At 62.7% G+C, this 22,565-nt stretch carries 15 protein-coding genes, 1 tRNA gene and 1 pseudogene; 4 read left to right on the top strand and 13 right to left on the bottom strand.

Features of this window, described 5'->3' with window-relative positions:
- Positions 1-246: 246 nt before the first annotated feature.
- The 3 genes and pseudogenes from XH98_RS33805 (at position 247) to XH98_RS33795 (ending at position 5,194) form a co-directional block, all read left to right on the top strand.
- The gene (locus XH98_RS33805; protein ID WP_271603163.1) at positions 247-1,422 is read left to right on the top strand and encodes an efflux RND transporter periplasmic adaptor subunit; all 1,176 of its coding nucleotides are present in this window, start codon (positions 247-249) and stop codon (positions 1,420-1,422) included.
- Positions 1,419-4,559, top strand: coding sequence for a multidrug efflux RND transporter permease subunit (locus XH98_RS33800; RefSeq protein ID WP_271603164.1), 3,141 nt, complete (start codon positions 1,419-1,421; stop codon positions 4,557-4,559). The genes XH98_RS33805 and XH98_RS33800 overlap by 4 nt, the downstream gene beginning before the upstream one ends.
- 64 nt (positions 4,560-4,623) lie before the next feature.
- Positions 4,624-5,194, top strand: a pseudogene (locus XH98_RS33795) (invasion associated locus B family protein).
- Between the two features lie 19 nt (positions 5,195-5,213).
- Here XH98_RS33795 and XH98_RS33790 read toward each other — a convergent pair.
- From XH98_RS33790 to XH98_RS33725, 13 genes are all read right to left on the bottom strand, one after another.
- Positions 5,214-6,077, bottom strand: coding sequence for an FkbM family methyltransferase (locus XH98_RS33790; protein WP_220001942.1), 864 nt, complete (start codon positions 6,075-6,077; stop codon positions 5,214-5,216).
- Between the two features lie 64 nt (positions 6,078-6,141).
- Positions 6,142-8,148, bottom strand: a complete 2,007-nt coding sequence (locus XH98_RS41305) for an O-linked N-acetylglucosamine transferase, SPINDLY family protein (RefSeq protein ID WP_442868666.1) — start codon at positions 8,146-8,148, stop codon at positions 6,142-6,144.
- A 268-nt stretch (positions 8,149-8,416) separates the two neighbouring features.
- Positions 8,417-9,898 carry a porin gene (locus tag XH98_RS33775; protein ID WP_271621146.1) on the bottom strand — a complete coding sequence of 494 codons (1,482 nt, stop codon included), beginning with the start codon at positions 9,896-9,898 and terminating at the stop codon, positions 8,417-8,419.
- Between the two features lie 773 nt (positions 9,899-10,671).
- Positions 10,672-10,745, bottom strand: a tRNA-Gln gene (locus XH98_RS33770).
- A 266-nt stretch (positions 10,746-11,011) separates the two neighbouring features.
- Entirely contained in the window at positions 11,012-12,037 is a 1,026-nt protein-coding gene (gene pdxA / locus XH98_RS33765; RefSeq protein ID WP_271621145.1) for a 4-hydroxythreonine-4-phosphate dehydrogenase PdxA, read from the bottom strand.
- Positions 12,034-13,140, bottom strand: a complete 1,107-nt coding sequence (locus tag XH98_RS33760) for a four-carbon acid sugar kinase family protein (protein WP_271621144.1) — start codon at positions 13,138-13,140, stop codon at positions 12,034-12,036. Before XH98_RS33760 ends, pdxA begins: the two co-directional genes overlap by 4 nt.
- Positions 13,141-13,162: 22 nt before the next feature.
- On the bottom strand, positions 13,163-14,053 hold the full coding sequence (locus tag XH98_RS33755) for a dihydrodipicolinate synthase family protein (RefSeq protein ID WP_271621233.1): 891 nt from the start codon (positions 14,051-14,053) through the stop codon (positions 13,163-13,165).
- 260 nt (positions 14,054-14,313) lie between these two features.
- Entirely contained in the window at positions 14,314-14,517 is a 204-nt protein-coding gene (locus tag XH98_RS33750) for a hypothetical protein (RefSeq protein WP_220001937.1), read from the bottom strand.
- A gap of 119 nt (positions 14,518-14,636) precedes the next feature.
- Entirely contained in the window at positions 14,637-15,542 is a 906-nt protein-coding gene (gene rnz / locus XH98_RS33745) for a ribonuclease Z (RefSeq protein ID WP_271603170.1), read from the bottom strand.
- A 48-nt stretch (positions 15,543-15,590) separates the two neighbouring features.
- Complete coding sequence (locus XH98_RS33740) at positions 15,591-16,574, bottom strand: antibiotic biosynthesis monooxygenase (RefSeq protein ID WP_271603171.1); 984 nt, start codon at positions 16,572-16,574, stop codon at positions 15,591-15,593.
- A gap of 10 nt (positions 16,575-16,584) precedes the next feature.
- Positions 16,585-17,982: a guanine deaminase gene (gene guaD / locus XH98_RS33735; protein WP_057758260.1), complete on the bottom strand. Its 1,398-nt coding sequence runs from the start codon at positions 17,980-17,982 to the stop codon at positions 16,585-16,587.
- Complete coding sequence (locus tag XH98_RS33730; protein WP_271621143.1) at positions 17,979-19,214, bottom strand: multidrug effflux MFS transporter; 1,236 nt, start codon at positions 19,212-19,214, stop codon at positions 17,979-17,981. The genes guaD and XH98_RS33730 overlap by 4 nt, the downstream gene beginning before the upstream one ends.
- 413 nt (positions 19,215-19,627) lie before the next feature.
- Positions 19,628-21,019 (bottom strand): serine hydrolase domain-containing protein, encoded by a 1,392-nt coding sequence (locus XH98_RS33725; protein ID WP_271603174.1) that lies wholly within the window; start codon positions 21,017-21,019, stop codon positions 19,628-19,630.
- A gap of 449 nt (positions 21,020-21,468) precedes the next feature.
- Here XH98_RS33725 and XH98_RS33720 point away from each other — a divergent pair, with 449 nt between their 5' ends.
- Complete coding sequence (locus XH98_RS33720; protein WP_271621142.1) at positions 21,469-22,443, top strand: ABC transporter substrate-binding protein; 975 nt, start codon at positions 21,469-21,471, stop codon at positions 22,441-22,443.
- Positions 22,444-22,565 lie beyond the last annotated feature (122 nt).

The following is a 22,565-nucleotide window of genomic DNA, read 5'->3' as shown; positions in this document are numbered from 1 at the left end:
AACGTCACGACGCCTGCGAGTATTCTCTGTCTCTTGCACGCTCCTCGCTCGTCACAAGAGAATGCAGCACTGCACACCGGCGCGTCACCCGGTTGCCTACGGGGTGCAAAGCTTTCCAATTGTTTAGGATTCTCAACTGATAGTGCTGTTTACACTGGAACTTGGCGTGTAATATACAAGCCTTGCTGGAACCCTTTGATTGCCCCGCCATTCGTTGTTTTGGGCATACAAGCCGATACGCTCACAATGAAAAAGTCACGGCCGATCCTGTGGATTGTCATCATCGCAGCCGTGGCCGCCGGCGGCTATTACGGCTGGCAGCGATACCAGGCCGCGGAGGCCGGGAAAGCCCAGACTGCACAGAAGGGTGCGCCGCGCGCGCCCGCCGTGCCGGTCAGCATCGCGCCGGTCCAGAAGACCGATTTCCCGGTTTACCTGACTGGTCTCGGCACCGTTCAGGGCTTCAACACCGTACAAGTCCGGACCCGGGTGGATGGCCAGATCGACAAGATCGCCTTCACCGAAGGCCAGATCGTCAAGCAGGGCGAGTTGCTGGTCTCGATCGATCCCCGCCCCTATCAAGCCACGCTCGACCAGGCCAAGGCCAAGAAGGCGCAGGACGAGGCTAGCCTGGCCAATGCCAATCTCGAGCTGCAGCGTGCGATGAAGCTCGGCGAATTCGCGACCGCACAGCGCGTCGATACCCAGCGCTCGACCGTCGCCCAGCTCACCGCCCAGATCGCCGCCGACGAAGCCGCGATCGCCAACGCCCAGACCCAGCTCGACTACACCCAGATCACGGCGCCGATCACGGGCGTCGCCGGCCTGCGCCAGGTCGACATCGGCAACATCGTCAACGCCTCGAACCAGACCGGTGTCGTCACCATCGCGCAGGTCGAACCGATCACGGTGATCTTCACCGCGCCGGAGGACCAGCTGCCCTATATCAGCGAGGGCCAGAAATCCGGCGAGCTCAGGGTGATTGCGTTCACCACCGACGGCAAGAAGACGCTGGCCGAAGGCAAGCTTGCCGTCATCAACAACCAGGTTGATACGACCAGCGGGACGATCAGGCTGAAGGCGGTGTTCGACAACAAGGAGCACACGCTGTGGCCGGGACAATCGGTGTCGACGCGGCTGCTGGTGCGGACGCTGAAAGACGCGACCATCGTTCCCGATGACGCGGTCCAGCATTCGACCAACGGCCTCTACGCCTATACCGTCGGCCAGGACAACAAGGCCGAGGTTCGCAAGATCAAGGTCGCCTATTCCATCGACGGACGCTCGGTCATCGAGGAAGGCTTGAGTCCCGGCCAGCAGGTGATCACCGGCGGCCAGTACAAGGTTCAGCCCGGCAGTCTGGTCTCGACGACTGTCGCGAGTTCGGATCCGGTCCAGAAAAACAAGGTCCAACAGGAATGACCGACGGCGGGATTTCGGCACCTTTCATCCGTTATCCCATCGGCACATCGCTGCTGATGGCCGGCATTCTTTTTGTCGGCCTCGTCGCCTATCCGCTGCTGCCGGTGGCGCCGCTGCCGCAGGTGGACTTCCCGACCATCCAGGTCACGGCCAACTTGCCGGGCGGCAGCCCGGAGACGATGGCCTCGTCGGTCGCCCAGCCGCTGGAGCGCCAGTTCGCCCAGATTCCCGGCATCGCGCAGATGACCTCGACGAGCTATCTGGGCACCGCCTCGATCACCATCCAGTTCGACCTCAACCGCAGCATCGACGGTGCGGCGAATGACGTGCAGGGCGCCATCAACGCCGCCAGCGGCCAATTGCCGAAGAACCTGCCCTCGCCGCCGACCTACCGCAAGGTGAACCCGGCCGACTCCCCGATCCTGCTGCTGTCGGCGACATCGGACACACTGCCCCTGACCACGGTCAGCGATTCGATCGACGCCCAGCTCGCCCAGCAGATCAGCCAGATCTCCGGCGTCGCACAGGTCTTCATCGGCGGCCAGCAGAAACCCTCGATCCGCATCCAGGTCGATCCGGCGAAGCTGGTCGCCAAGGGCCTGTCGATGGAGGACGTGCGTAGCCAGATCGCGATCACCACGGTCGACAGCCCGAAGGGCAATATCGACGGCGAGAAGCGCGCCTACACGATCTACGCCAACGATCAGCTCACCCAGTCCAAGGACTGGAACGACGTCATCATCGCCTACCGCAACGGCGGCCCGCTGCGCATCCGCGACATCGGGCAGGCGGTCAGCGGCGCCGAGGATGCCAAGCAGGCGGCCTGGGCCAATGGCAAGCGCGGCGTATTCCTGGTGGTGTTCAAGCAGCCGGGCGCCAACGTCATCGAAACCGTCGACCGGATCAAGGCGACCCTGCCCCGCCTCGTCGCAGCGATCCCGCCCGCGATCAAGATCGAGCTCATCAGCGACCGCACCACGACCATTCGTGCCGCGGTCGAGGACGTCCAGTTCACGCTGCTGCTGACCATCGCCCTCGTGGTCATGGTCATCTTCGTGTTCCTGCGCAGCTTCTGGGCGACGGTGATTCCCACCGTCACGGTTCCGCTGGCGCTGCTGGGGGCCTGCGCCCTGATGTGGGTGTTCGGCTATTCGCTCGACAATCTGTCGCTGATGGCGCTCACGATCGCCGTCGGCTTCGTGGTCGACGACGCCATCGTGATGCTGGAGAACATCACGCGTTACATCGAAGAAGGCGAAAAGCCGCTCGCTGCCGCCTTCAGAGGCTCCAAGGAGATCGGCTTCACCATCGTCTCGATCTCCATCTCGCTGGTCGCCGTGCTGATCCCGCTGCTCCTGATGGGCGGCATCATCGGACGCCTGTTCCGCGAATTCGCGGTCGTGCTGGCGATGACGATCTTCGTGTCGATGTTCGTGTCGCTGACCCTGACGCCGATGATGGCCTCGCGCTTTCTGCGTGCCCATGGCGAAGTGACCCACGGCAAATTCTATAAGTGGAGCGAGAGCGCCTTCGACGCGATGCTGCGCGGCTACGAATGGGGGCTCGACCATGCCCTGGCCTGGCGGCGCACCACCCTCGTGGTCTTCTTCGCCACGCTTGGGCTGTCGATCTATCTCTTCGTCCTGATCCCGAAGGGCTTCTTCCCGCAGCAGGACGTCGGCCTAATAACGGCGACCTCGGAGGCCTCGCAGGACATCTCCTTCGCCGAGATGCAGCGCCGGCAGGTCGAGCTCGGCAAGATCGTCATGCAGGACCCCGACGTCGCGACGATCGCGATGAACATCGGCGGCAGCGGCCGCGCCGGCAACAACGGCAACATGTTCATCACGCTGAAGCCGCGCGACAAGCGCGAGGCATCGGCACAGCAGATCATTGCGCGGCTGCGCCCCAAGCTCGAGAAGGTATCGGGCGCCCGTCTGTACATGCAGGCGGCCCAGGATGTCCGCCTCGGCGGCCGGCCGACCCGCACGCAGTTCGAGTTCACCTTGCAGGATGCCGATCTCGCCGAGCTCAACGACTGGGCACCGAAGATCCTGGCCAAGATGCAGACGCTGCCGGAGCTGCGCGACGTCGCCACCGACCAGCAGACCCAGGGCACGACGGTTCAGCTCAAGATCAACCGCGACACCGCCGCGCGCTATGGCATCCAGCCGCAGCTGATCGACGACACGCTGTACGACGCCTTCGGGCAGCGGCAGGTGACGCAGTATTTCACCCAGCTCAACACCTACAAGGTGATCCTGGAGATCCTGCCGGAAATGCAGGGCAATCTCGACAGCCTCAACAAGCTTTATCTGAAGTCGCCGCTGACAGGCGACCAGGTGCCGCTCTCGACCTTCGCGACTTGGACCACCGACCCGGTCCGCCCGCTCTCGATCAGCCACCAGGGCCAATTCCCGGCGATCACCATCAGCTTCAACCTCGCCCAGGGCGTGGCGCTCGGCCAGGCCACCGAGGCCGTGCAGAAGGCGATGGCCGATCTCGGCGCGCCGGCGACGCTGAACTCGAGCTTCCAGGGCACCGCGCAGGCGTTCCAGCAATCGCTCGGCACCGTGCCGCTTTTGATCCTCGCGGCGCTGGTCGTGGTCTATCTGATCCTCGGCATCCTCTACGAGAGCTACATCCATCCGATCACGATTCTGTCGACCCTGCCCTCGGCCGGCGTCGGCGCGCTCGCGATCCTGATGGCCGCCGGATTCGAGTTCAGCCTCATTGCCTTGATCGGCGTCATCCTGCTGATCGGCATCGTGAAGAAGAACGGCATCATGATGGTCGACTTCGCCATCGCGGCCGAGCGCGACGAGCACAAGACGCCGGAGGAATCGATCCGGCAGGCCGCGCTGCTGCGCTTCCGCCCGATCATGATGACGACGATGGCAGCATTGCTGGGCGGCGTGCCGCTGATGCTCGGCCACGGCACCGGCGCCGAGATCCGCCAGCCGCTCGGCTACGCCATGGTCGGCGGCCTCATCGTCAGCCAAGCGCTGACGCTGTTCACCACACCGGTGGTCTATCTCTACCTCGACAAATTCTCCAACCTGTTCAAGGGCGGCTCTGCCGACGAGGATGGGCTCGAGACGTCGGAGCACGGCACCGTCAAGGAAGCCGCCGAGTAAGCTTGCGTCGCGACATCCGCGACGCTACAGCCAAGCCCTCGGTTCAAGCCAACGCGGTCACGCCATGCCCATGCAATCCAGACTTGTCGCCCTTGCCGCCGCTGTTCTGTTGTCGACGGGCGCTGCGTCTGCCCAGCAGGGCAGCAAGAAGAACGCGGCTTCCCCTGCCCCCGCCGCCCAGCCGACGCCTGCACCAACCCAACCGCAGGCCGAGAGCACGGCCGCCTCAGCCCGGCTGGATCGCGCGCTGCACCAGCGCGAGCCGCGACGCCCCGCTCGAATGCGCGATCGAGCAGAACGCAGTGCTGACCAAGACCGGCCAGACCATCGTCTTGATCAACATCCGCGTCGCGCCCGACACCCGCACGCCGGTTGCGCTGCTGCAGCTGCCTCTCGGCCTCAATCTCCCGCTCGGCGCCAAGCTTCAGGTCGACGAAGGCAAGACGATCGATCTGCAGATCCAGACCTGCGAGAACCGCGGCTGCTATGCCTCGACGCCGATCGCGCCCGACCTGCTCGCGAGCCTTCGCTCGGGCAAGCAGCTGAAGGTCTCCTTTCAGAACATGGCCAAGGAGACGATCGCGATCCCGATGCCGTTGAACGACTTCGCCGCGGCCTACGACAAGATCAAGTAATTTGCGCGGCCAGCTCTGATCAGCGTTGCGGAAGCTGGATGGACGCCATGTAGTCGCGGATCGACCGATCAGGGATCGACTTGCGCGCAATCAGGTGATGAATACAGTTCGCAGCAAGGTCGAATGAGCGGTAGCAATGATGGGCGATCATTGCCAGATGCTTGAGTTGCTCGACCGTCATGTCAGTCGGCCGCATGAAGTTTCGCACATAGACGATATCGGCCTCCAGCAGCTGGTTCATCGCCGCGTAGGGATTGGATGGGTCGCTCAAGGGAGCGATCATACGCCGGTTGATGGCCGTAAAGGCGTGAGGAACGAACCCCTGCTTGCGCAATTCGCCATCGATATCGCCGAATGTCGGCTGCTCCTTGTAAAGGCAAAGAAACGAGACCTCCGTTTGAATGGCGACGGCCTGCTTCAGCTTCTGCCGCCCGCTTCCGAAGACCGCCAGCTCGGAGCCCTGAACGTCGATTTTCAGGAAATCCAGATCCCGGATTTCGGCGATATCGTCGAGCCGGCGGGTCTGAACCGGATGTTCGCTGACGACGCTGCCCCATTCGGAAAATTTCGCAAAATGCGACAGCACATTCTGATCCGGAAGCAGCAGGCTCGTCATTCCCGGGATTCGGCACAGACGCAGCTTTGCCTTGTGCCCATTGCCGACGACATAGTGATAGTAGCTCTCGAGGTCGCTCTTGCGGGCATTGAGCTCTGCAAGCGCTTCGTCCTGCGGTTCAAAGCCAACGACGGTACAAAGCCTTCGTTGCAGCATCGCCTTGTAGGGCGGCTCGCCATCGATCGGATTGGCTCCGACATCCACGACCGCGGTCAGCCGTGCGGGCCGGATGAGATTATTGAGAAGGTCCGGTTCGTTGTCAGTCATTTCAGGAGAAGCCTCTGGAAGGAATGACATGAGGCTTCACGCCGAGGCGACCTCATGATGAGATTTACACGGCAAACGAGGCCGGCGCTTCGCCAGCGCAATGCCGACGCCACATTTCATCGAAAGCCTTTTCGATGTGCCGCGTCATGCGGGCGGTATCGAACAGCGGCGAAGTGGTCCGCTGCGACACCAGCTTGCTCTTCAGGGCGCTTCGAAGTTCGGAATCATGCGCGATCCGAAGCGCCAAGCTCTCATAATCGTTTAGCGATTGCGTCACCAGTTCAGGCAGGCCGACAGCGTTCAGGATGCTGGCTGCAACGCGTCCCGCAAAGGCGGTGCCGAGGCAGGTCACAACCGGCAAGCCGGCCCAGAGAGCGTCGCTGGCCGCCGTATGGGCATTGTAGGGCAGTGTGTCCAGGTACAGATCGGCGAGTTGGTGGCGCGCCAGGTGCGCGTCGGCAGCCACTTGTGGGGCGAACACGATCCTCTCTGCCGCGATGCCGCGCGCAACGGCCTCACGCTTCAGGTTCTCCCTGGCGATCGGGTCGCCATCAAGCAGCCAGAGGACGCTGCCGGCGGTCTCGGCAAGCAGCCGCATCCAGACATCGAACAGCACGGGCGTGATCTTGGATGTTCTGTTGAACGCACAGTAGACGAACGCATCGTCCCGCAGTCCGACCTCGCTTCTGGCAGGTACATTTGCAAGCGATCGCCTTGCGTCGGTCGCCTGATAGCTGTCCGGAAGGTAAATCACCTTCTCGGCGTAGTGCTTCTGCTCGGCTTCGGGAATGACGATCCGGTCGGCCATGATGTAGTCGATATAGGACGCGCCCATCGTGCCGGCAAAGCCGAGATAGTTGACCTGGATGGGAGCGGCCCGGTGCGCGAGGATTTTCGGCCTCGCGCCCGCGGTGAAGCCTCCGAGATCGACGAGAACCTCGATGTCGAGCTGGCGGATCAGCTTGACCACATCCTCGTCGGCAAGATGGCTGACATCTTCAAAGCGTTCGAATGCTGCCTCCATCCGGCGGCGCATCGCGCTGCGGTCATCTGGCCCGTAGGACATGGCGCTGACGGCGAAGCGCTCACGGTCGTGCGCCTCAAAAACCCCGGCCATCAAATTTGCGGTGGCGTGATTGCGAAAATCGGCGGACAAGTACCCGATCCGCAGCCGGGAAACCGGTGACGGCGTTCTGGGTCTCGCCGCACCTCGGTCTGGGGCGACCTCGGCGACGAATGTCTTCGCACAGGTCAATTGGCGTGCGGGAGACGACGAAGCATGAAGGAACATGAAGGGATCGACCGCCACGCCGGATTCGACGGCCTCGTCCAGGCCGGCCTGTTCACGTTCGAAATCGCGCCAATCGGCCCACTTCCGCCTGGCATCGACGAGCTTGCTCAAGGCGAACGGGAAGGCCTTGTTGAGTGCGACAGTTGTTTCGAGTGCTCCGATCGCTTCGTCGTGTCGGCCCATTTGGCCAAGGACCTCGGACAAGACGAAATGAAGCTGCGGATTCGACGGTGCAAGCGCGACGGCTCTTTGGTAGCTGCCAAGCGCTTCGTCGAGCTGACCGAGCTGCCGGAACGCACTGCCCCGGTTGGCGAACGCTGCGCTCGATGGCGCGATCGCAATGGCGCGATCAAATTCCGCGATGGCCCCGTGAAGCTCCTGCCGAGCCATCAGGATCGCTCCGCGATTGAGATGCGCATCGGCGAAATCAGGCGACAGGGCAATCGCTTTCGCGAACCAGGCCAGCGCATCGTCCGTCTTGTCCAATGCACGCAGCACGTTGGCATAGTTGAAAACGACGTCGGGATTGCCGGCATCGACGCGGGCGGCCTTCTTGAGCAGCGGCTCGGCGTCCGCCAAATTGCCGCGCTGAGCGTGCAACAGCCCCAACATATGCAGCGCGACAGGATGCGTCTTGCTTCCCTTCAGGACTGAAGTATAGGCCCGCTCCGCCTCCAACAGATTGCCCGAACGGTGCGCCGCAATGGCCTGGTCCAGACTAGCCGAGGGATGGAACGAGATGGGGGCCGACGCTCCCTTGTTGCGGCTTTGCTGCGCCATAAGACTGGTTCTGCACCCGACGACGGTTGGTCTCTTGGTGAATTGGTGCAAAAACTCTAGTCGCCTTCGCTAGAGAGAACAACGGCCCGCGCCATCGCGCTGCAAGGCACGAAATCACTGCGCAAATGCCCATTTTCGCACGCGGTAATCGATGCCGACCAACTCGGCTTTTCGATCCTTCGCGCGGTGACGATGTTCAAAGTGACCTGCAAAAAAATGACCCCCAGCGAAACCGCTGGGGGTCTTTGTCGTCGGCTCAGGACTGAGCTTAGAAGTTACGCTGAGCGCGGAGGAGCAGGGCGACCGAGTCCTGGTCCTTCAGCTCATAGAGAGCTGCCGGCTTGGCAGCGGCCGCAAGGCCCGGGCTCGCGATGGTGCCCGAGTACTTCTGGTCAAGACGCGACCAGCTCACGTCCGCCGTGAAGGCCAGGTTCTTCACCGGGGTCCACACGGTGTTGACACCGATCACAGCGAAGTTGAAGTCCGGGTTGCAGTTGCCCGTGAGACCAAGCAACGTGACCATGTTCGCGCAGATCGCGGCCTTGCCGCCGGAACCGTACTGAATGGCGCCGTAGCCACCATAGATCGCGCTCGCCCAGTTCGGGCTCCAGTTGTGGGTGTAGCCACCGCGGAAGCCCCAGGACTTGACGGATTCGATGCCAGAGCCGGTGGTGTAGACACCATCAGCAATGCCGGCGAAGCCGAGGCCCTGATAGGCAATGCCGCTACCGCTGTACATGAAGAACGTCTGCGGGAACAGGCTCTGGAAGTTGTAGCGGCTCGCACCGTCGGTGTAGACCGCCTGCAAGTTGATCGAGTCACCCGCACCAGTCGGGATGTTCTTGATCGACAACGAACCCTGGACCGCCCAGCCCCACTTGTCGCCCGGGTGACCCGTGGGTTCCGTCGCGCCGTAGTAGGCAGCATGCATGTCATGCGCGGCAACCGAGATCTGAGCCAGACCCCAGGCCTGGTCAACACGGATCGCACCGGTGATGTCCGGCGAGCGCGTGCCACCCCAGTTGTTGGCGCCGTACGCACCCGTGATCATGCCGGCCGCGGTCGCGCTCGACAGATTCCACAGGTTCGACTGACCACCAGCGGAGGTCGTTTCATCCTCGAGTGCGATCGAGCCGGTGATGCCCTGGCCGAAGTCAGCGGTATAGGCGACCTGGTTGATACCGGTCACGTGGTTGGAACCGCCCGGAAGGGTATCGGGACCGCCAGCCGGATAGCTCTGCCACGGGGCGTCGAAGATCGAGACCGTGCGGCCGAAGGTGAAGCCGGCGAACTGGATGAACGCATGGTACAGGCCGAGCGAGGCCGAAGTGTTAGGCGTACCATTGAGGGTCGACGGGTTGCTGTTGCTGACAGCTTGCGTATCCCAGGTGAAGACCATGTCGGCGAAGGTGCGAACCACGCCGTACTCGGTCGCCGTGCGCGTATCGACCGTGAGGTCCATACGAGCGCGCATGCCCCAGTAGTTCGTCAGACGGTTGTTCGAACCCTGGTTCGCGCCCTGACGGAAGCCATAGTCGCCGCCCTGGGCCCAGTAGTCAGCGCGGACGTAGCCGCCGAACTTGATGCAGGTATCGGTGCCCGGCATGTAGTAGAAACCCGCACCGTACAGGGAGCAGATCTTCACGTATTCGACCGCCTTGGCCTTCACGGGGAGATCGGCTGCTTGAGCTCCGCCCACGGCGATCAGACCCGCCGCTGAGCCGAGCAAAAGGCTCTTAACCAACTTCATGTTAAACCTCCAAGTTGCTCTTCAGGGAAGGTCACTGACCCGAACGGCCAATTCCCCAACCCCCTTTAAATCACCGCTTTGGCCGCCTTCGCGTCTTCGGACACACCCGCATGAACGCGAGGGACTTAAGCGAAAGACCTAAACGGGACGACCTTGGGATGCCCCCCTCCGTCGCCCGATCACCATGATGGATGGCCGATGCACACGCAACATCCGAACGGGCCCAAACACCGCCGAACAATCCGAATCCGGGCAGGTGTTGCACAAAAATCACGCAACATTTTTTCGGCCAAGATCGAATAATCATTTGATTTTACTTCATAAAATATCGATCACAGCTGCGTGACGCCCAGGGTCCCCGACGGAACCCGCCGCTATGCGGTTTGCAGGCGAACCCTGGAGACCGCACTTCAGGGCTTGGAAAGGTCGAATCGGGCCGCGTGGAAAGAGCGGTCCGCACCACACGTCATCGCAGCAGCGACACGCGCCTTTCAAATTATTACTGTTACGCGGACGCATCAGTTCACGAGCCGTATTTTGCGCGGCGAGTGAAGATCGCAGCTATGCGAAGGCGAATCGCCACGGCCCAGGTCGGTCACAACGCGATGAGCTGCTGAACAGAGATTGCCGGACGAGGATGGTGACCGCGTTCGCTCATCGCAACGTCGGAGCGCGGGCGCGCCGACAACGCGAGCGCGGCGCCGGGCGCGGATTCTGCCAGGTGTTCCGCGCTCGGCCGATCAATGGACGATCCAGGCCGGGAATCTGACGCTTGGCTGGGGAACCTGGATTCGAACCAAGACAAACAGAGTCAGAGTCTGTTGTGCTACCGTTACACCATTCCCCAACGGAATAGCCGAACAAATTCAACGTCTTACTGATTTGTCCGACTGTGGCCGGCAGCGCGGTTTGCGCAAATCGCGGCTCAGGCGTGCAGCCTTCTACCTGCTCAGCCATAGGCTGGCAAGCGCGGCTGTGCATCTGGAGGATCGCACGACGATCGCACTTGCCGGATCGATCGAACGCGAGTTCGGCGGGTTCGCCGCCGCCGCCGCTCGCGCGCGGCGACGACGGCTAGAACGCGACGAGATTGGGATCAATCATCATCGCGCTTCAGGAAGCGCCGGCGGCAAGACGCTCGGCATAATCAACGGCCTCGATCAGGCTGTGCTCGTTGGCGATGCCCCTGCCGGCAATGTCGAAAGCGGTGCCGTGATCGACCGAGGTGCGGATGATCGGCAGGCCCAGCGTAATGTTGACGCCTGAGAGTTCCTGCCAGCGACCGGTCGTGGGATCGACCTGGAAGCCGAGCAGTTTTACGGGAATGTGCCCCTGGTCGTGATACATCGCGACCGCTGCATCGAACTGGCCGGCGCGCAGCTTGACGAAGATGGTGTCGCCCGGCACGGGGCCGACGACGTCCAGACCATCGGCGACGGCTTTGGCGATCGTCGGCGCGGAAATGTCGATATCCTGCCGGCCGAACAGACCGCCCTCGCCGGCATGCGGATTGAGCGCGGCGATCGCGATCTTGGGCTTTGCAATGCCGAGCCGACGCAGCGCGTCATTGGTGAGATCAATCACCATGCGCAGTCGCTCCGGGGTCAGACGCTTCGGCACGTCCTCCAGCGCCACATGGGTCGAGACATGGCTGACGCGCATGTTGCCATGGGCGAGCAACATCACCGAGCCGCGCACGCCGGTGAGATGCGCCAGCATCTCGGTATGGCCCGGGAAGTGGTAGCCGGCCTTGTTGAGCGCTTCCTTGTTCAGGGGCGCCGTGACGATCGCCGCGGTGCGGCCGGACTGCGTCAGCCGGACGCCCTGCTCGATCGCCTTATAGGCAAAGCGGCCGCCATCGGCACTGAGCACGCCCGGCTTGATCGGATCGCCTTCGGCGTCGGCTTGCAGGTAGCAGAGATTGGGCCAGTCGCGATCGTCGGCGGTGACCTCCGGGATCGCAACGTTGGCGCCGAGCGTAGCCTTCGCGCCATCCAGCGCCGCGCCGCTGCCGATGATGAGCAGGCGGAGATCGCCTCTGGCAATCCGTTCCTTCAATCCGACGCAGGCCTTGACGATGATCTCTGGCCCGATTCCGGCGGGATCGCCCATGGTGACGGCGAGGTGACGAGAGGTCATGTCGGACTCTCCAAGTTGAGCAAATGATTGTCCCGCAGCAGATCGCGCCACAACTCGCGCGCGCCGAATGCCCCGGATTTCGAGATGACATCGACGTCGGCCCAGCGGCCACCCTGCAGCGTCGAGCGGGGCAGGCCGGGCACGATGCGACCCGTAACCTGAAGCGCATGCGCACCGAGCGCAACGCATACGGCCTTCAACGTCTCGCCGCCGGCAACGATCAGGGTTCCCGGCGGATCGAGGGCAGCGGTGAGCGCCGTCAATTCGCGAGCGATCCGTTGCGCGGCCTCGGCGCGCGACAGGTCATCGGGAAGCGCGAATTTCACCAAGGCCACGCCGCCGTCTTCGAGTTTGCGCTGAACGCGCATGCTGCTTTCACCTTCGGCCAACGAAATTGTCGCCTCACCGCACGCTGCAAGCTGCGCTGCGGTTGCGGCTTGATCCGAGCCGAACAATCCGAGCACGGGCCGCTTAAGTTGAGGCGAAGCATCGGCGCGATGATTGCGCGCAAGCGCACCGGCCAAACCGCCGCTGCCGCACCAGAGCACAGGTCCCGGCATGCGTCGCCCCATTTCGGCGACGCGGTCGAGATCGAGGTCGCTCTCAGCGTCGAAGACCTGAACACCGCCCTGTGACAGCGTGTCGGAACAACCCCGCTGCGCCGCGATGCCCTCCTGCCTTAGCTGATCCAGCAGATTGTCGCCAACGCGATGCCAGTCGCCCTGCACGGTGCGCGCATATTGCTGGCCCTCGACTGTGCGGCGTCCCTGATAGTCGAAAGCAGGTGCGACCACGCAAGACGCCCAATGGCCGGTGTTCAGGCAAGCGCCGAGTTCGGCCGCCCACGCACCACGAAGCAGGCTGTCGACTTTCTTGTAGGCGATCTCGCCGTCCTGAAGCAGCGGCGCCAGCCGAGTGACGATCTCCACACTCTCGGTCTTCGAACGCTCACGAGTGCCGCTGTCGATGGCCAGGCTCCGCAAGACTGACGCAGCGGACGCCTCCGACCAGATCACGTCGAACGGCCCGCACAGGCCGACGAACTCCGCCGCGGCGTCGAGCGCGCCGGTAAGATCGTCGGCAAGCATACGGACGCGCGTCATCGCCATGCCTTGTCGTTAGCCTCTAAGCGGCTTTCGCGAATGCTGCGGCACTTGCGAGCAATTCTTTCACTTGAGCTGCCGGCAAGGTCTCGAGCGGCGGCCGCAGGCGCTGCCAGCCGGCGTGACCTGTGCGCTCAGCCATCAGCGCCTTGAGCGACGGCATCTGCACGAAGCGCGAGACCAACTCGCGCGCCTTGACGATGCGCGCCTGCGCTGCGGCGAGGCTTGCATCGCCGTCGCTGTCGCGGAAATGCTTGAAGACATAGGCAAGGTCGCGGGCGACGAGGTTCGAGGTCGCGGTGATGCAGCCCGCGCCGCCCTTGCGCAGCAGCGGCAGCAGCAGCGGGTCGGCGCCCGTCAGCACCGCAAAGCCCGGGAAACGCTCGACCATCGCGGTCATGTTGGCGAAGTCACCGGAAGAGTCCTTGATGCCGACGATGGTCGACGGATAGTCCTTGCGCAGCCGCTCGATCAGCGCATGCGAGATCGGCTGCATCGACGTCTGCGGGATGTGATAGAGCACGATCCTGAGCCTGGGATTGGCGATGCGCTGGATGATCTCGCTGTAGGCGGCATAGACGCCGTCGTCGCTGACGTTCTTGTAATAGAACGGCGGCAGCATCACCACGGTCTCGACGCCGACCGACAGCGCGTGGCGCGTCAACGCAACAGTCTCGGTGAAGGCCGCGACGCCGGTGCCCGGCAGCAACTGGTTGGGCTTGATGCCGCCAGCGATCACGGCCTCCAACAATGTGGTCCGCTCGGAGACCGAGAAGGAGTTCGCCTCCCCCGTCGTGCCGAGCATTGCGATGCCGTCGCAGCCTTCTTCCAGCAGATAGCGGCAATGCGCGATGAAGCGCGCGTGATCAGGCGCGAGCTCGGCGTCGAGCGGCGTCAGCGCGGCGGAGAACACGCCATGCGGGTGCAAGGACTGTGAGTGCGAGGAGTCGGGTTGCAGCGATGATGTCGACAAAGCTTCCTCCGTTCGTTGGATCGACGTTGTTCGAAGTGCGAACATCCATGATCTGATCCGTTGGTAAGAGCCGGCCGCCGCGGCGTCAACGGCCGCGGCTGTCATGCAGGGCATTCGGGCACGGCCAAGGTGCCCGGTACAGGATCTCGCGATCAAGTCGGAACTATCGAGGTGATCGCGGGATGCGATCCAGGCGGCGGCTATTCCGGAACGAGCGTCGCAAGCCCGGCTTCGATGATGCTGATTTCCTCGCTGACCTGCGCGATGGCCTGCTTCGGGTCGACACCGGTCACGGCCACCAATTGCCGCAGGAGGTCCTGGCGATGCGTCAAAATACCTTCGAGCGCACGGCGATCGTTCAGCCTCACATAGCCCTCGACGATCAGTTCAACGGAACGCGACATCAATACTCTCAATACAACCTGATTTCTGATCTCGCGAAAATACCGCGCTGGCGCGCGGCTGCGGGAATGAAGTCGCGTCAACCTTGACCGGTAAGATTAATGAACGTGCAACGCACGGCCTAAACAGTGATCCGATCCAGATCAGCGGCGATCCTGACGCTCGGGAAGATCCTTGCAGCTTCGGCCAGGATCTCGTCGTTCTCATAACGACCCGACAGATGAGTCAGAACGAGCTGCCGGACGTTGTTGGCAGCCGCGAACCGCGCCGCCTCTGCTGCCGTGAGGTGGCCGTAGTCTCGCGCCGTCGCAGCATCCTTGTGCAGGAACGTCGCCTCGATCACGAGCAGATCGGCAGCCGCGACGTGCGTCGAAAGTCCCTCGGTGGTCTCGGTGTCGCCGATCACCACCAACTTCTTGCCGCCGCTTGGCGGCCCCAGAACATCCTCCGGGTCAATCGTCCGGCCCCCTTCAACGACGATCGGCCGACCTGCGGCCAGCTCACCGCGCATGGGTCCATCGGGCACACCAAGTGCTGAGAGACGATCAGACAACAGATGACGGCGCGCCGGACTCTGGAATGAGAAGCCGAAACTGTCGGTGTCGCGATGGCGGACCGGAAAGCAGTCGATGCTGAAGTCGCCTGCGTTGATGACCTGCCCTTCCGACAGGGGCACAAACTCCAGTGCTATCGGCGCCCTTCCCGCGCCCCACAGGCCTGCAAGCATGCGGATCACGATATCGAGCGTTTCAGGCCCGCCATGGATGGTCATCACGTCGGAAGTCTGCCGAAGCCCCATCGTCGAGAAGAGACCGGGGATGCCCAGCACGTGATCAAGATGTCCATGCGTGAGAAGAATGCGATCGAGCCGCCGAAAGCCGGCGCCACTTCGCAGCAACTGGCGCTGCGTTCCCTCCCCGCAATCGATCAGCATGCGCGTGCCCGCGGCCTCGAGGAGGAGCGCCGGATGATTGCGTTCAGCAGACGGAACGCTTGCGGAGGTGCCAAGGAATGTCAGGGCGAACATGGTGGTCAGTTGTCCAGCGGATCGGCCGAGGCCCGCCCCCAGACGGCCTCACCGTCCCCAATGCCACGTGAGCAGCAGTGCGTATAGCCCCATTGATGCGGCATAGAGTGCAGCAAGCAGTGCGTAGCCCGCGATCTGACGGCCAAACGCGGCCTTCGGCGCGATCCACCAATCGAGCGCCTTGAACGCAGTAGGCACGAGCCACCAGCCGAGCAGCTGAGTGCTGACGAGATTGCCGACGAAGAGCGAAAGCCAGATCGGCACCCCATGGCTGTCGATCAGCGGATGGCTGATGAAAGTGCCCCAGAGATAGACCACGGGATAGAGCACCAAGAGGACGATGAGGTTGCTCTTCCAGATCAGGTTCAAACTTTGCTCCGGGGCCTGGGCCTTGCCGGCCGGGAACCAGAAATTGAAGCCGTAGCTTGCCCTCTTCACGCTCATGCCGGCGTTGAAGCGCGCACCCTCTTTCAACAGCGTCTGCCGCAAGGGCGAGTCGAGCCAGGCGCTGAGGTTCGCATCGCTGTCGAACGACAGGATGATGATCCACTCATCGTGCAGGCCCGGAATTGGCCGCTCGATCTTGTGGCGGAGGAATCCCTTGAACTCGGCTTCTGCGGCCTGAATGCGCTGCTGCCATTTGAGGAAGTCGTCCTCCAACCCAACTGGCACCTTGAAGGAAATGACGGCGGAGACGGCGCTGTCGCGCTCGACGCCGGTATCGGGCAGGATATGGACATCCTCCGAACCGACGAAGTAGCGCTGCACCTCCGCGATCAGTTTCGCCCGCACCTCGCTCTGAAGCCAGGCGCGCGCCGCGGCCGGGCTCGCAAAACGCACGATCGTCACCCAGTCGACATGCGCCGGCGGCTGTGGCGGAACCACCTCCTGGCCGAGAAAGCCGGGCCATGCCTTGAGCACCTCGCCCACCTCGCCGTTCCATCGGGCGAACGCGGCAAAGCCATCGTCGGCGATCCGGCGCTGGATGACGAGTGCGACCGCCTGACCGGCCTTGTCGGGTGATCCGTTCATCGCGTCCGTTTCAACTCTTCTTGTAGAGACGCTTGCCCATCACCCAGGTCTCGTCGACGCAGCGATCGTCACCGACCATCATGACGGCGAACAGCATGCTCGCGGCCTCATCCATCGTGCGCGGACCGGCGCCGTCGGCGATCAGCGACTGGTGCCAGGCTTGCGCGATTTGCCCGCCGTTGGGATCGAGCGCGACGAAATCGGCCTCCTTGCCCGGCTCGAAATTGCCGAGCCTGTCGTCGATATAGAGACCTTCCGCCCCGCCGAGCGTGATCGACCAGAAGCCACGATAGGGCGAGAGCTTGTTGCGCTCGGCTTCGGCAAGATCCTTGCGCGCCGGATCAATGCTGCCATCGAGCAGCGTGTTGTTGCACATACCGACCTTGTAGGCGTCATCTAACACGGAGATCATCGAGAAGCGGTTGCCGCCGCCGACGTCGGTGCCGAACGACATTTTCACGCGATGCTCCGGATCGGTGGCGCGGCCGAGGCGGAACAGGCCGCTGCCGAGAAACAGGTTCGAGCACGGGCAGAACACCACCGCCGCCCCCTTCTTCGACATGCGGCGGAACTCGTTGTTCGAGAGGTAGACGCCGTGGCCGCCGGAGAATTTTGGGCCGACCAGATCGAACTTCTCATAGACGCCGAGATAATCCTGGCAGTCCGGATGCTCGACCAGCACCCCAGTGCACTCGGCCGGGTTCTCGGAGATGTGGGTATTGACCCAGCAGTCGGGATGCTCGTGCTTGAGGCGCTGGCACGCCTTCAGCAGCTCCGGCGAGGCGCCGAAAGCAAAGCGCGGCGTGATGGCATAGAGGTTGCGGCCCTTGTTGTGGTACTGGGCGATCAGCCGCTTGCTGTCGCGATAGAAATTCTCGGGAGTATCGATGAAATCGGCGGGTGCGTTGCGATCGATCCCGGTGAGGCCGGCGATAACGCGCATGTTGCGGCGAGCCGCTTCCTCGAACAGCTCTTCGGTCGAGACCGGCGAGGAGCTGGTAAAGGCCTGGCAGGTGGTGGTGCCGGACGCCAGCAGCGCGTCGAGGAAACGCTTCACGCCCTCGCGCGCGTAATTGCGATCGCGGTATTTGAGCTCTTCCGGATAGACCCATTTCTGCAGCCAGGGCAGCAGCTGCTCGCCATAGGCACCCAACACGCGGGTCTGCGGCAAATGGATATGGCCGTCGATGAAGCCGGGGACGATGATGCGGTCCTTGATGTCAGTGATCTCGACGCCCGGATGCGCGGCCGCGATCTTCTCGTAGGGCCCGAACGCCTTGATGATGCCGTCGGTGACGACCATGAGGCCGTCCTGATGGAAGCGCGCTGCGGCCTGCTCGTTGCCGACGTGCTTCCAGGGATCGTCGACGAAGTCGAAGAACGTGCCGCGAATACCGACTGTGGTCATGACGTGATTCCTTCTTGTGTCTGGGTGGCCTGGCGCGCCGCGGGCAACGAGATCGCGAGCAGCACGCCCGCGATGGCGCAGAGGCCGAGATAGAGCAGTCCGATCGGCGCCTGTGTCTCTTCGGGCAACACCGCCGCGATCGCCATGGCGCCGCTGACGGCGAGATAGCAGAGCGCGCTGATGAGGCCGCCGATCAGGCCATGGTCCCGCTCGAACAGGCCGAGCCCCATGCCGTACATCATCGGGCACAGCACGCCGCAGCCGCCGAGCACCAGCGCGCCGCCCAGTGTGATCGACGCGAAGTCGAGGCCGAGCGTCATGCCTGTTCCGGTCAGGACGCCGGCGCCGGCAACAAACAGCGCGAAGGCGCCGAAGCCGAGCATCCGGGCCGGCAAAAGCTGCGCGAAATGCGCGCAGCCGAGTTCGCCGGCGAGATTGACGCCGCCAAGGCCGAGCGCGACGAGGCCGTAGATGGCCGCGGAGTAACCGAGCCCGGTCTGATAGAAGAACGGCGCGACGACGCCGAACGCCAACTGCGCGCTGGCGGCCGCAGCGAAGACCAGCACGAAGGCGAGGAAGCCCGGACGCAGCAGCGCATCGCGCAGGATGCCCGCGGTGCGGCGCGGATCGAATGGCGCACGTCGTTCGGCTGGCAGCGTCTCGGGCAGGAGGAACACGACGATCATGGCGACGGTGCTTGCGGCGATGGCGATGACGATGAAGACACCGCGCCAGGATGTGAGGTCGACGATGAAGCCACCGGCCGCCGGCGCAAGCACGGGTGCGAGCCCCCAGGCGGCGCCAAGCAGACCGGAGATCGCGGTCAGCTCACGGCCGCGATAGCAGTCGGCGGCAACCGCATAGGCGACCACGAGGCAGGTGCAGCCGCCGATGCCTTGCAGGAAACGCAATCCCAGCAGCAGCGAGGCGCTGGTGGCCATCGCACAGGCGACGCTCATGGCGATGAGCATCGCAAGACCCGCGAGCAGGACGCCGCGACGCCCGAGCGTATCGGAGGCAATGCCGACAGGCACCAGCGCGAGGCTCATGCCGAGCATATAAGCGGTGACGGTGTTCTGCATCGACGCGGAGTCGGTCGCCAGATCCACCACCATCTGCGGCAGGCCCGGCGTATAGGCATCGAGCGGAATCTGGCTGAACGGCACGACGCACAGCAGGATCGGCACGATCCCCCGCTTGGCGCGACCGGCGTCCGAAGCAAGTGCAGTCATGAACAACGCCCCCACAGTGCCCGCGGGCCCCGTCTTTCGTGCGCGCAATGAGACGCGACGATGCGGGTTGCGGGTCTTGACGCGCGGGACCGTGTCACAACTTTATGTAGAAATTCTTAGAGGTCCGGTTTCGATGCGCTTAGCCGTTGTTCGGGCGCCTTGCGGCGTGAGGACGCCCAGTCGAAAACGCGAAAACAACCCCATGCACAGTACAAATCACTGGCGAATTTCGCGTCTCGCGCCGCGCGCCGCGCTGACGCCGGGAGGCTTGACACGTCGGGCAAAACAGGCGCGCGACGGCATAATCTCCAGTCGTGAATCCGCAATCGCTCCGAACCATTAACTGTTCGGAAGCCATCGCCGTTGCGAACGCGGCTTGCTCCGGACGTCGCGAGCCGATTGCTGCATGCAGATCACTGAGGCATCGCCATCCCGTCGATTTGCATGACACCAAGCTGGTCGAACAACTCGATCCGTTCACCGTTCAGCACTGGAACGTAGCAGCGACGTCTGGCATCCGAGATTAAGAGACAGAGCCTATCCCCCGCGACCGTCCATGTCCCGGCGGCAGGTCCGAAGGCCTCGTCCCAGTGCGGATAAGTCATCCGGCCGTCGGGCTCGAATCGCATTGTGAGCGGACCATTCCTGAGCTTGGCACCGAAGCTGATCGTCTTGCCCTGGAGTTTTGCGAGAAGGGTCTCACCTGTCGGTCGTTCGCCGGCCGCTGCGGTGAGCGAGGCATCGGGCCCCGGATCATAGCCCTCGGCCTTCAGGATCAGCCAGAACAGCCTGCCGATACTACGAAAAGAAGGTTCGGTGAAGGGCGTGTCGCGGTCGACACGATGCACCACGACGAGGTCGAGCGCGGGCACGACCAAGGCGTATTGGCCGCCGGCACCTTGGGCCAAAAAGCTGCCTTTCGGCAAAGTGACCGTAGGCGCAACGTCACCGCCCAGAAAACCGATCCACCAGAGATAGCCATAGCCCGGCAGGGGTGCCGCTTTCGAATGGCTGCGCGTGCTCTCTTCCACCCACTCCCGCGGCACGATCTGGTGTCCGGCCCAATTGCCTTTGCGCAGATAGAGAAGTGCAAAACGCGCCAAGTCCCGAGCGCTCATGCGGATCTCATAGGCGGGGTGGATAGATGCTTCGCCGCGGACGTAGCTGCCATCCTGTTGGCGGTAGTCCTGCATGCCGATTGGCTTTGCGATTCTTAGGTCGAGCGCCTCGAAGATGCCGCTGCCAGTTGCGTGCTCGTAGATCGTGCCGAGCGCGTTGAAGTCCCAATTGTTGTAATACCAGAAGGTGCCGGGCGGGTGGCTGCCGCGCGGCGGTCTCATCCTGGCCATATCAGGCGTCTCATAGAGCGCCGCGTGGTAGACCCCGGAACGCGCTTCGAGCAGTTCGCGCACCGTCGCGCCCTTCTCGAACCCGGTCAAGCCAGGCGGATTATCGTCGATGCCGAGTTCGCCAAGCGTGCTGTCGAGGTTGATCAGGTGATCCGACACTGCGATGCCGACCAGGGCGCTGAGCAGGCTCTTGCGGATTGAAGCGACTTCCATTGGCTTCGTCGTATTGCCCCACTCGGCCACCACCTTCCCGTGCTGAACGATCACAACCGCGCTCGAGCCAATCTGATCCGAAAAGGATCGCGCTTGGGCCAATTCGGTCTCTGACCAGCCCAATTCTGCAGGAGTGACGCGCTCCCACTCCGCTGCCGGGAAACCATCTTCAGCTGTGGCAGCCTCGAACCGAACCAAAGCGCCGAGCAGCACGAGGGCGAAAATAATCTGGCGAATATACATTGCATCCCACCCGCTGCGAGCCTGACCTGATCGCTGCACAATACTCATTGACGGATTGGCGGAGCCAGGCAGAACGCCTGTTGAAGTATTTTCTTTGGATTCCCGCCAGCGCAGAGACGCACTATCAACAGTACGGCAGATGCAAGTTGCCGCGGCCAGCCAGCAGATGCGCCGCGTCGTGGGCGTTGTCCCCATCTACGGTGTGCTAGGCGATCCGACGAGGTTGCCTCAGCTGGCGGCCTCCTTCATTTTGGAAGGTCGCTTGTAGGCCCATCTGCGAAGTGGCGCCTCGCCTGCCGGAGCTCTGCTCACTTCGTCAGAGCAGACCAAATTTGCTCAACCTGAGTTCTTCGCTGTTTGACCCTCAGCGGACGATCACGACCTGTTTTAGCCCTATCGAAAATTGGACCGAGCCGATAGGCTGCTACTATCTGGACCGGTAATAGCCCATGAGGCGACGTAGTGTTCTCGGCATTTTGAGTGGCGCGGCGTTGTTGCCGGTTGCGACGTATGGGCAAAAGCGAGCGATGCCGTTGCTTGGCTTCCTTGGCGTTTCGAGCCTCGCAGATCAACAACCCCGCGTCGATGCCTTCGTTCGGCGCATGCGCGAGCTGGGCTGGTTCGAAAACAAGACGATCTTATTTGAGTATCGATGGGCGGAAGGCCGGTCGGAGCGATATTCTGAAATCGCAGCTGAGTTTGCCAAACTCAAGGTCGATCTCATCGTGACCGCAGGTGCTGGGCCGGTATTGGCCGTTAAACGGGCGGCACCTGAAATCCCAGTCGTGTTTGCGATAGCGACTGATCCGGTCGCGACAGGAATCGTCAGTAGCCTTGCGCATCCCGGTGGCAATGCCACCGGCTTGTCTTATCTCGGGCCCGATCTTGCCGGCAAGCGCGTGCAGTTGTCGCGCGAGGTCATCCCTGGCTTGTCCCGACTCGGAATTATGGCCAATCGGCTTGCTCCCGGTCCGATGCTCGAGCTGCAGGACGTTGAAAACGCCGCCATCAAGATTGGTATCGCAGCCACTCTCTTCAAGATTGTCGCACTCGATGACATCGAAGCTGTGTTCACATCGTTTAAGGACCGATGCGATGCGCTTTATGTATGCTCCGATCCTCTAGTTAACGCTGGACGTTTTCGTATCGTCAGTCAGGGGCTCGCGGCGAGCGTACCAACGGTGTTTGGCGAACGCGACAGTGTTAGCGCCGGTGGGCTATTCTCCTACGGTCCAAACGTTCCTGACATGTATCGGCGTGCTGCGGATCTTGTTGATAAGATACTTCGCGGCACCAAGCCTGGAGAAATTCCAGTCGAACAACCCACCAAAATTGAGTTCGTGATCAATCTCAAGACCGCCAAGGCGATTGGCCTGGACGTTTCACCAATCATTTTGGCGCGAGCCGACGAAGTTATTGAGTAGACGATGGATCGGAGAATGACTGCTTATAGCCCGTATGCGAACCTTCTCGCGTCGCATCGGACGTCCGCTTCTAGGGGCAGAGCAGGCCTGTAAGTCGGCAGGCCAAGGTCTCGCGAAATGAC

This window comes from Bradyrhizobium sp. CCBAU 51745, from assembly GCF_028128715.1.
In the GTDB taxonomy this organism is placed as follows: Bacteria; Pseudomonadota; Alphaproteobacteria; order Rhizobiales; family Xanthobacteraceae; genus Bradyrhizobium; species Bradyrhizobium manausense.
This window is presented reverse-complemented; position numbering and strand designations above follow the sequence as displayed.

Bases quoted from the DNA above. Each gene is read 5' to 3' on its own strand.
- XH98_RS33805 (WP_271603163.1), top strand. From the start codon at position 247: ATGAAAAAGTCACGGCCGATCCTGTGGATTGTCATCATCGCAGCCGTG.
- XH98_RS33800 (WP_271603164.1), top strand. From the start codon at position 1,419: ATGACCGACGGCGGGATTTCGGCACCTTTCATCCGTTATCCCATCGGC.
- XH98_RS33790 (WP_220001942.1), bottom strand. From the start codon at position 6,077: ATGACTGACAACGAACCGGACCTTCTCAATAATCTCATCCGGCCCGCA.
- XH98_RS41305 (WP_442868666.1), bottom strand. From the start codon at position 8,148: ATGGCGCAGCAAAGCCGCAACAAGGGAGCGTCGGCCCCCATCTCGTTC.
- XH98_RS33775 (WP_271621146.1), bottom strand. From the start codon at position 9,898: ATGAAGTTGGTTAAGAGCCTTTTGCTCGGCTCAGCGGCGGGTCTGATC.
- pdxA (WP_271621145.1), bottom strand. From the start codon at position 12,037: ATGACCTCTCGTCACCTCGCCGTCACCATGGGCGATCCCGCCGGAATC.
- XH98_RS33760 (WP_271621144.1), bottom strand. From the start codon at position 13,140: ATGACGCGCGTCCGTATGCTTGCCGACGATCTTACCGGCGCGCTCGAC.
- XH98_RS33750 (WP_220001937.1), bottom strand. From the start codon at position 14,517: ATGTCGCGTTCCGTTGAACTGATCGTCGAGGGCTATGTGAGGCTGAAC.
- rnz (WP_271603170.1), bottom strand. From the start codon at position 15,542: ATGTTCGCCCTGACATTCCTTGGCACCTCCGCAAGCGTTCCGTCTGCT.
- XH98_RS33740 (WP_271603171.1), bottom strand. From the start codon at position 16,574: ATGAACGGATCACCCGACAAGGCCGGTCAGGCGGTCGCACTCGTCATC.
- guaD (WP_057758260.1), bottom strand. From the start codon at position 17,982: ATGACCACAGTCGGTATTCGCGGCACGTTCTTCGACTTCGTCGACGAT.
- XH98_RS33730 (WP_271621143.1), bottom strand. From the start codon at position 19,214: ATGACTGCACTTGCTTCGGACGCCGGTCGCGCCAAGCGGGGGATCGTG.
- XH98_RS33725 (WP_271603174.1), bottom strand. From the start codon at position 21,019: ATGTATATTCGCCAGATTATTTTCGCCCTCGTGCTGCTCGGCGCTTTG.
- XH98_RS33720 (WP_271621142.1), top strand. From the start codon at position 21,469: ATGAGGCGACGTAGTGTTCTCGGCATTTTGAGTGGCGCGGCGTTGTTG.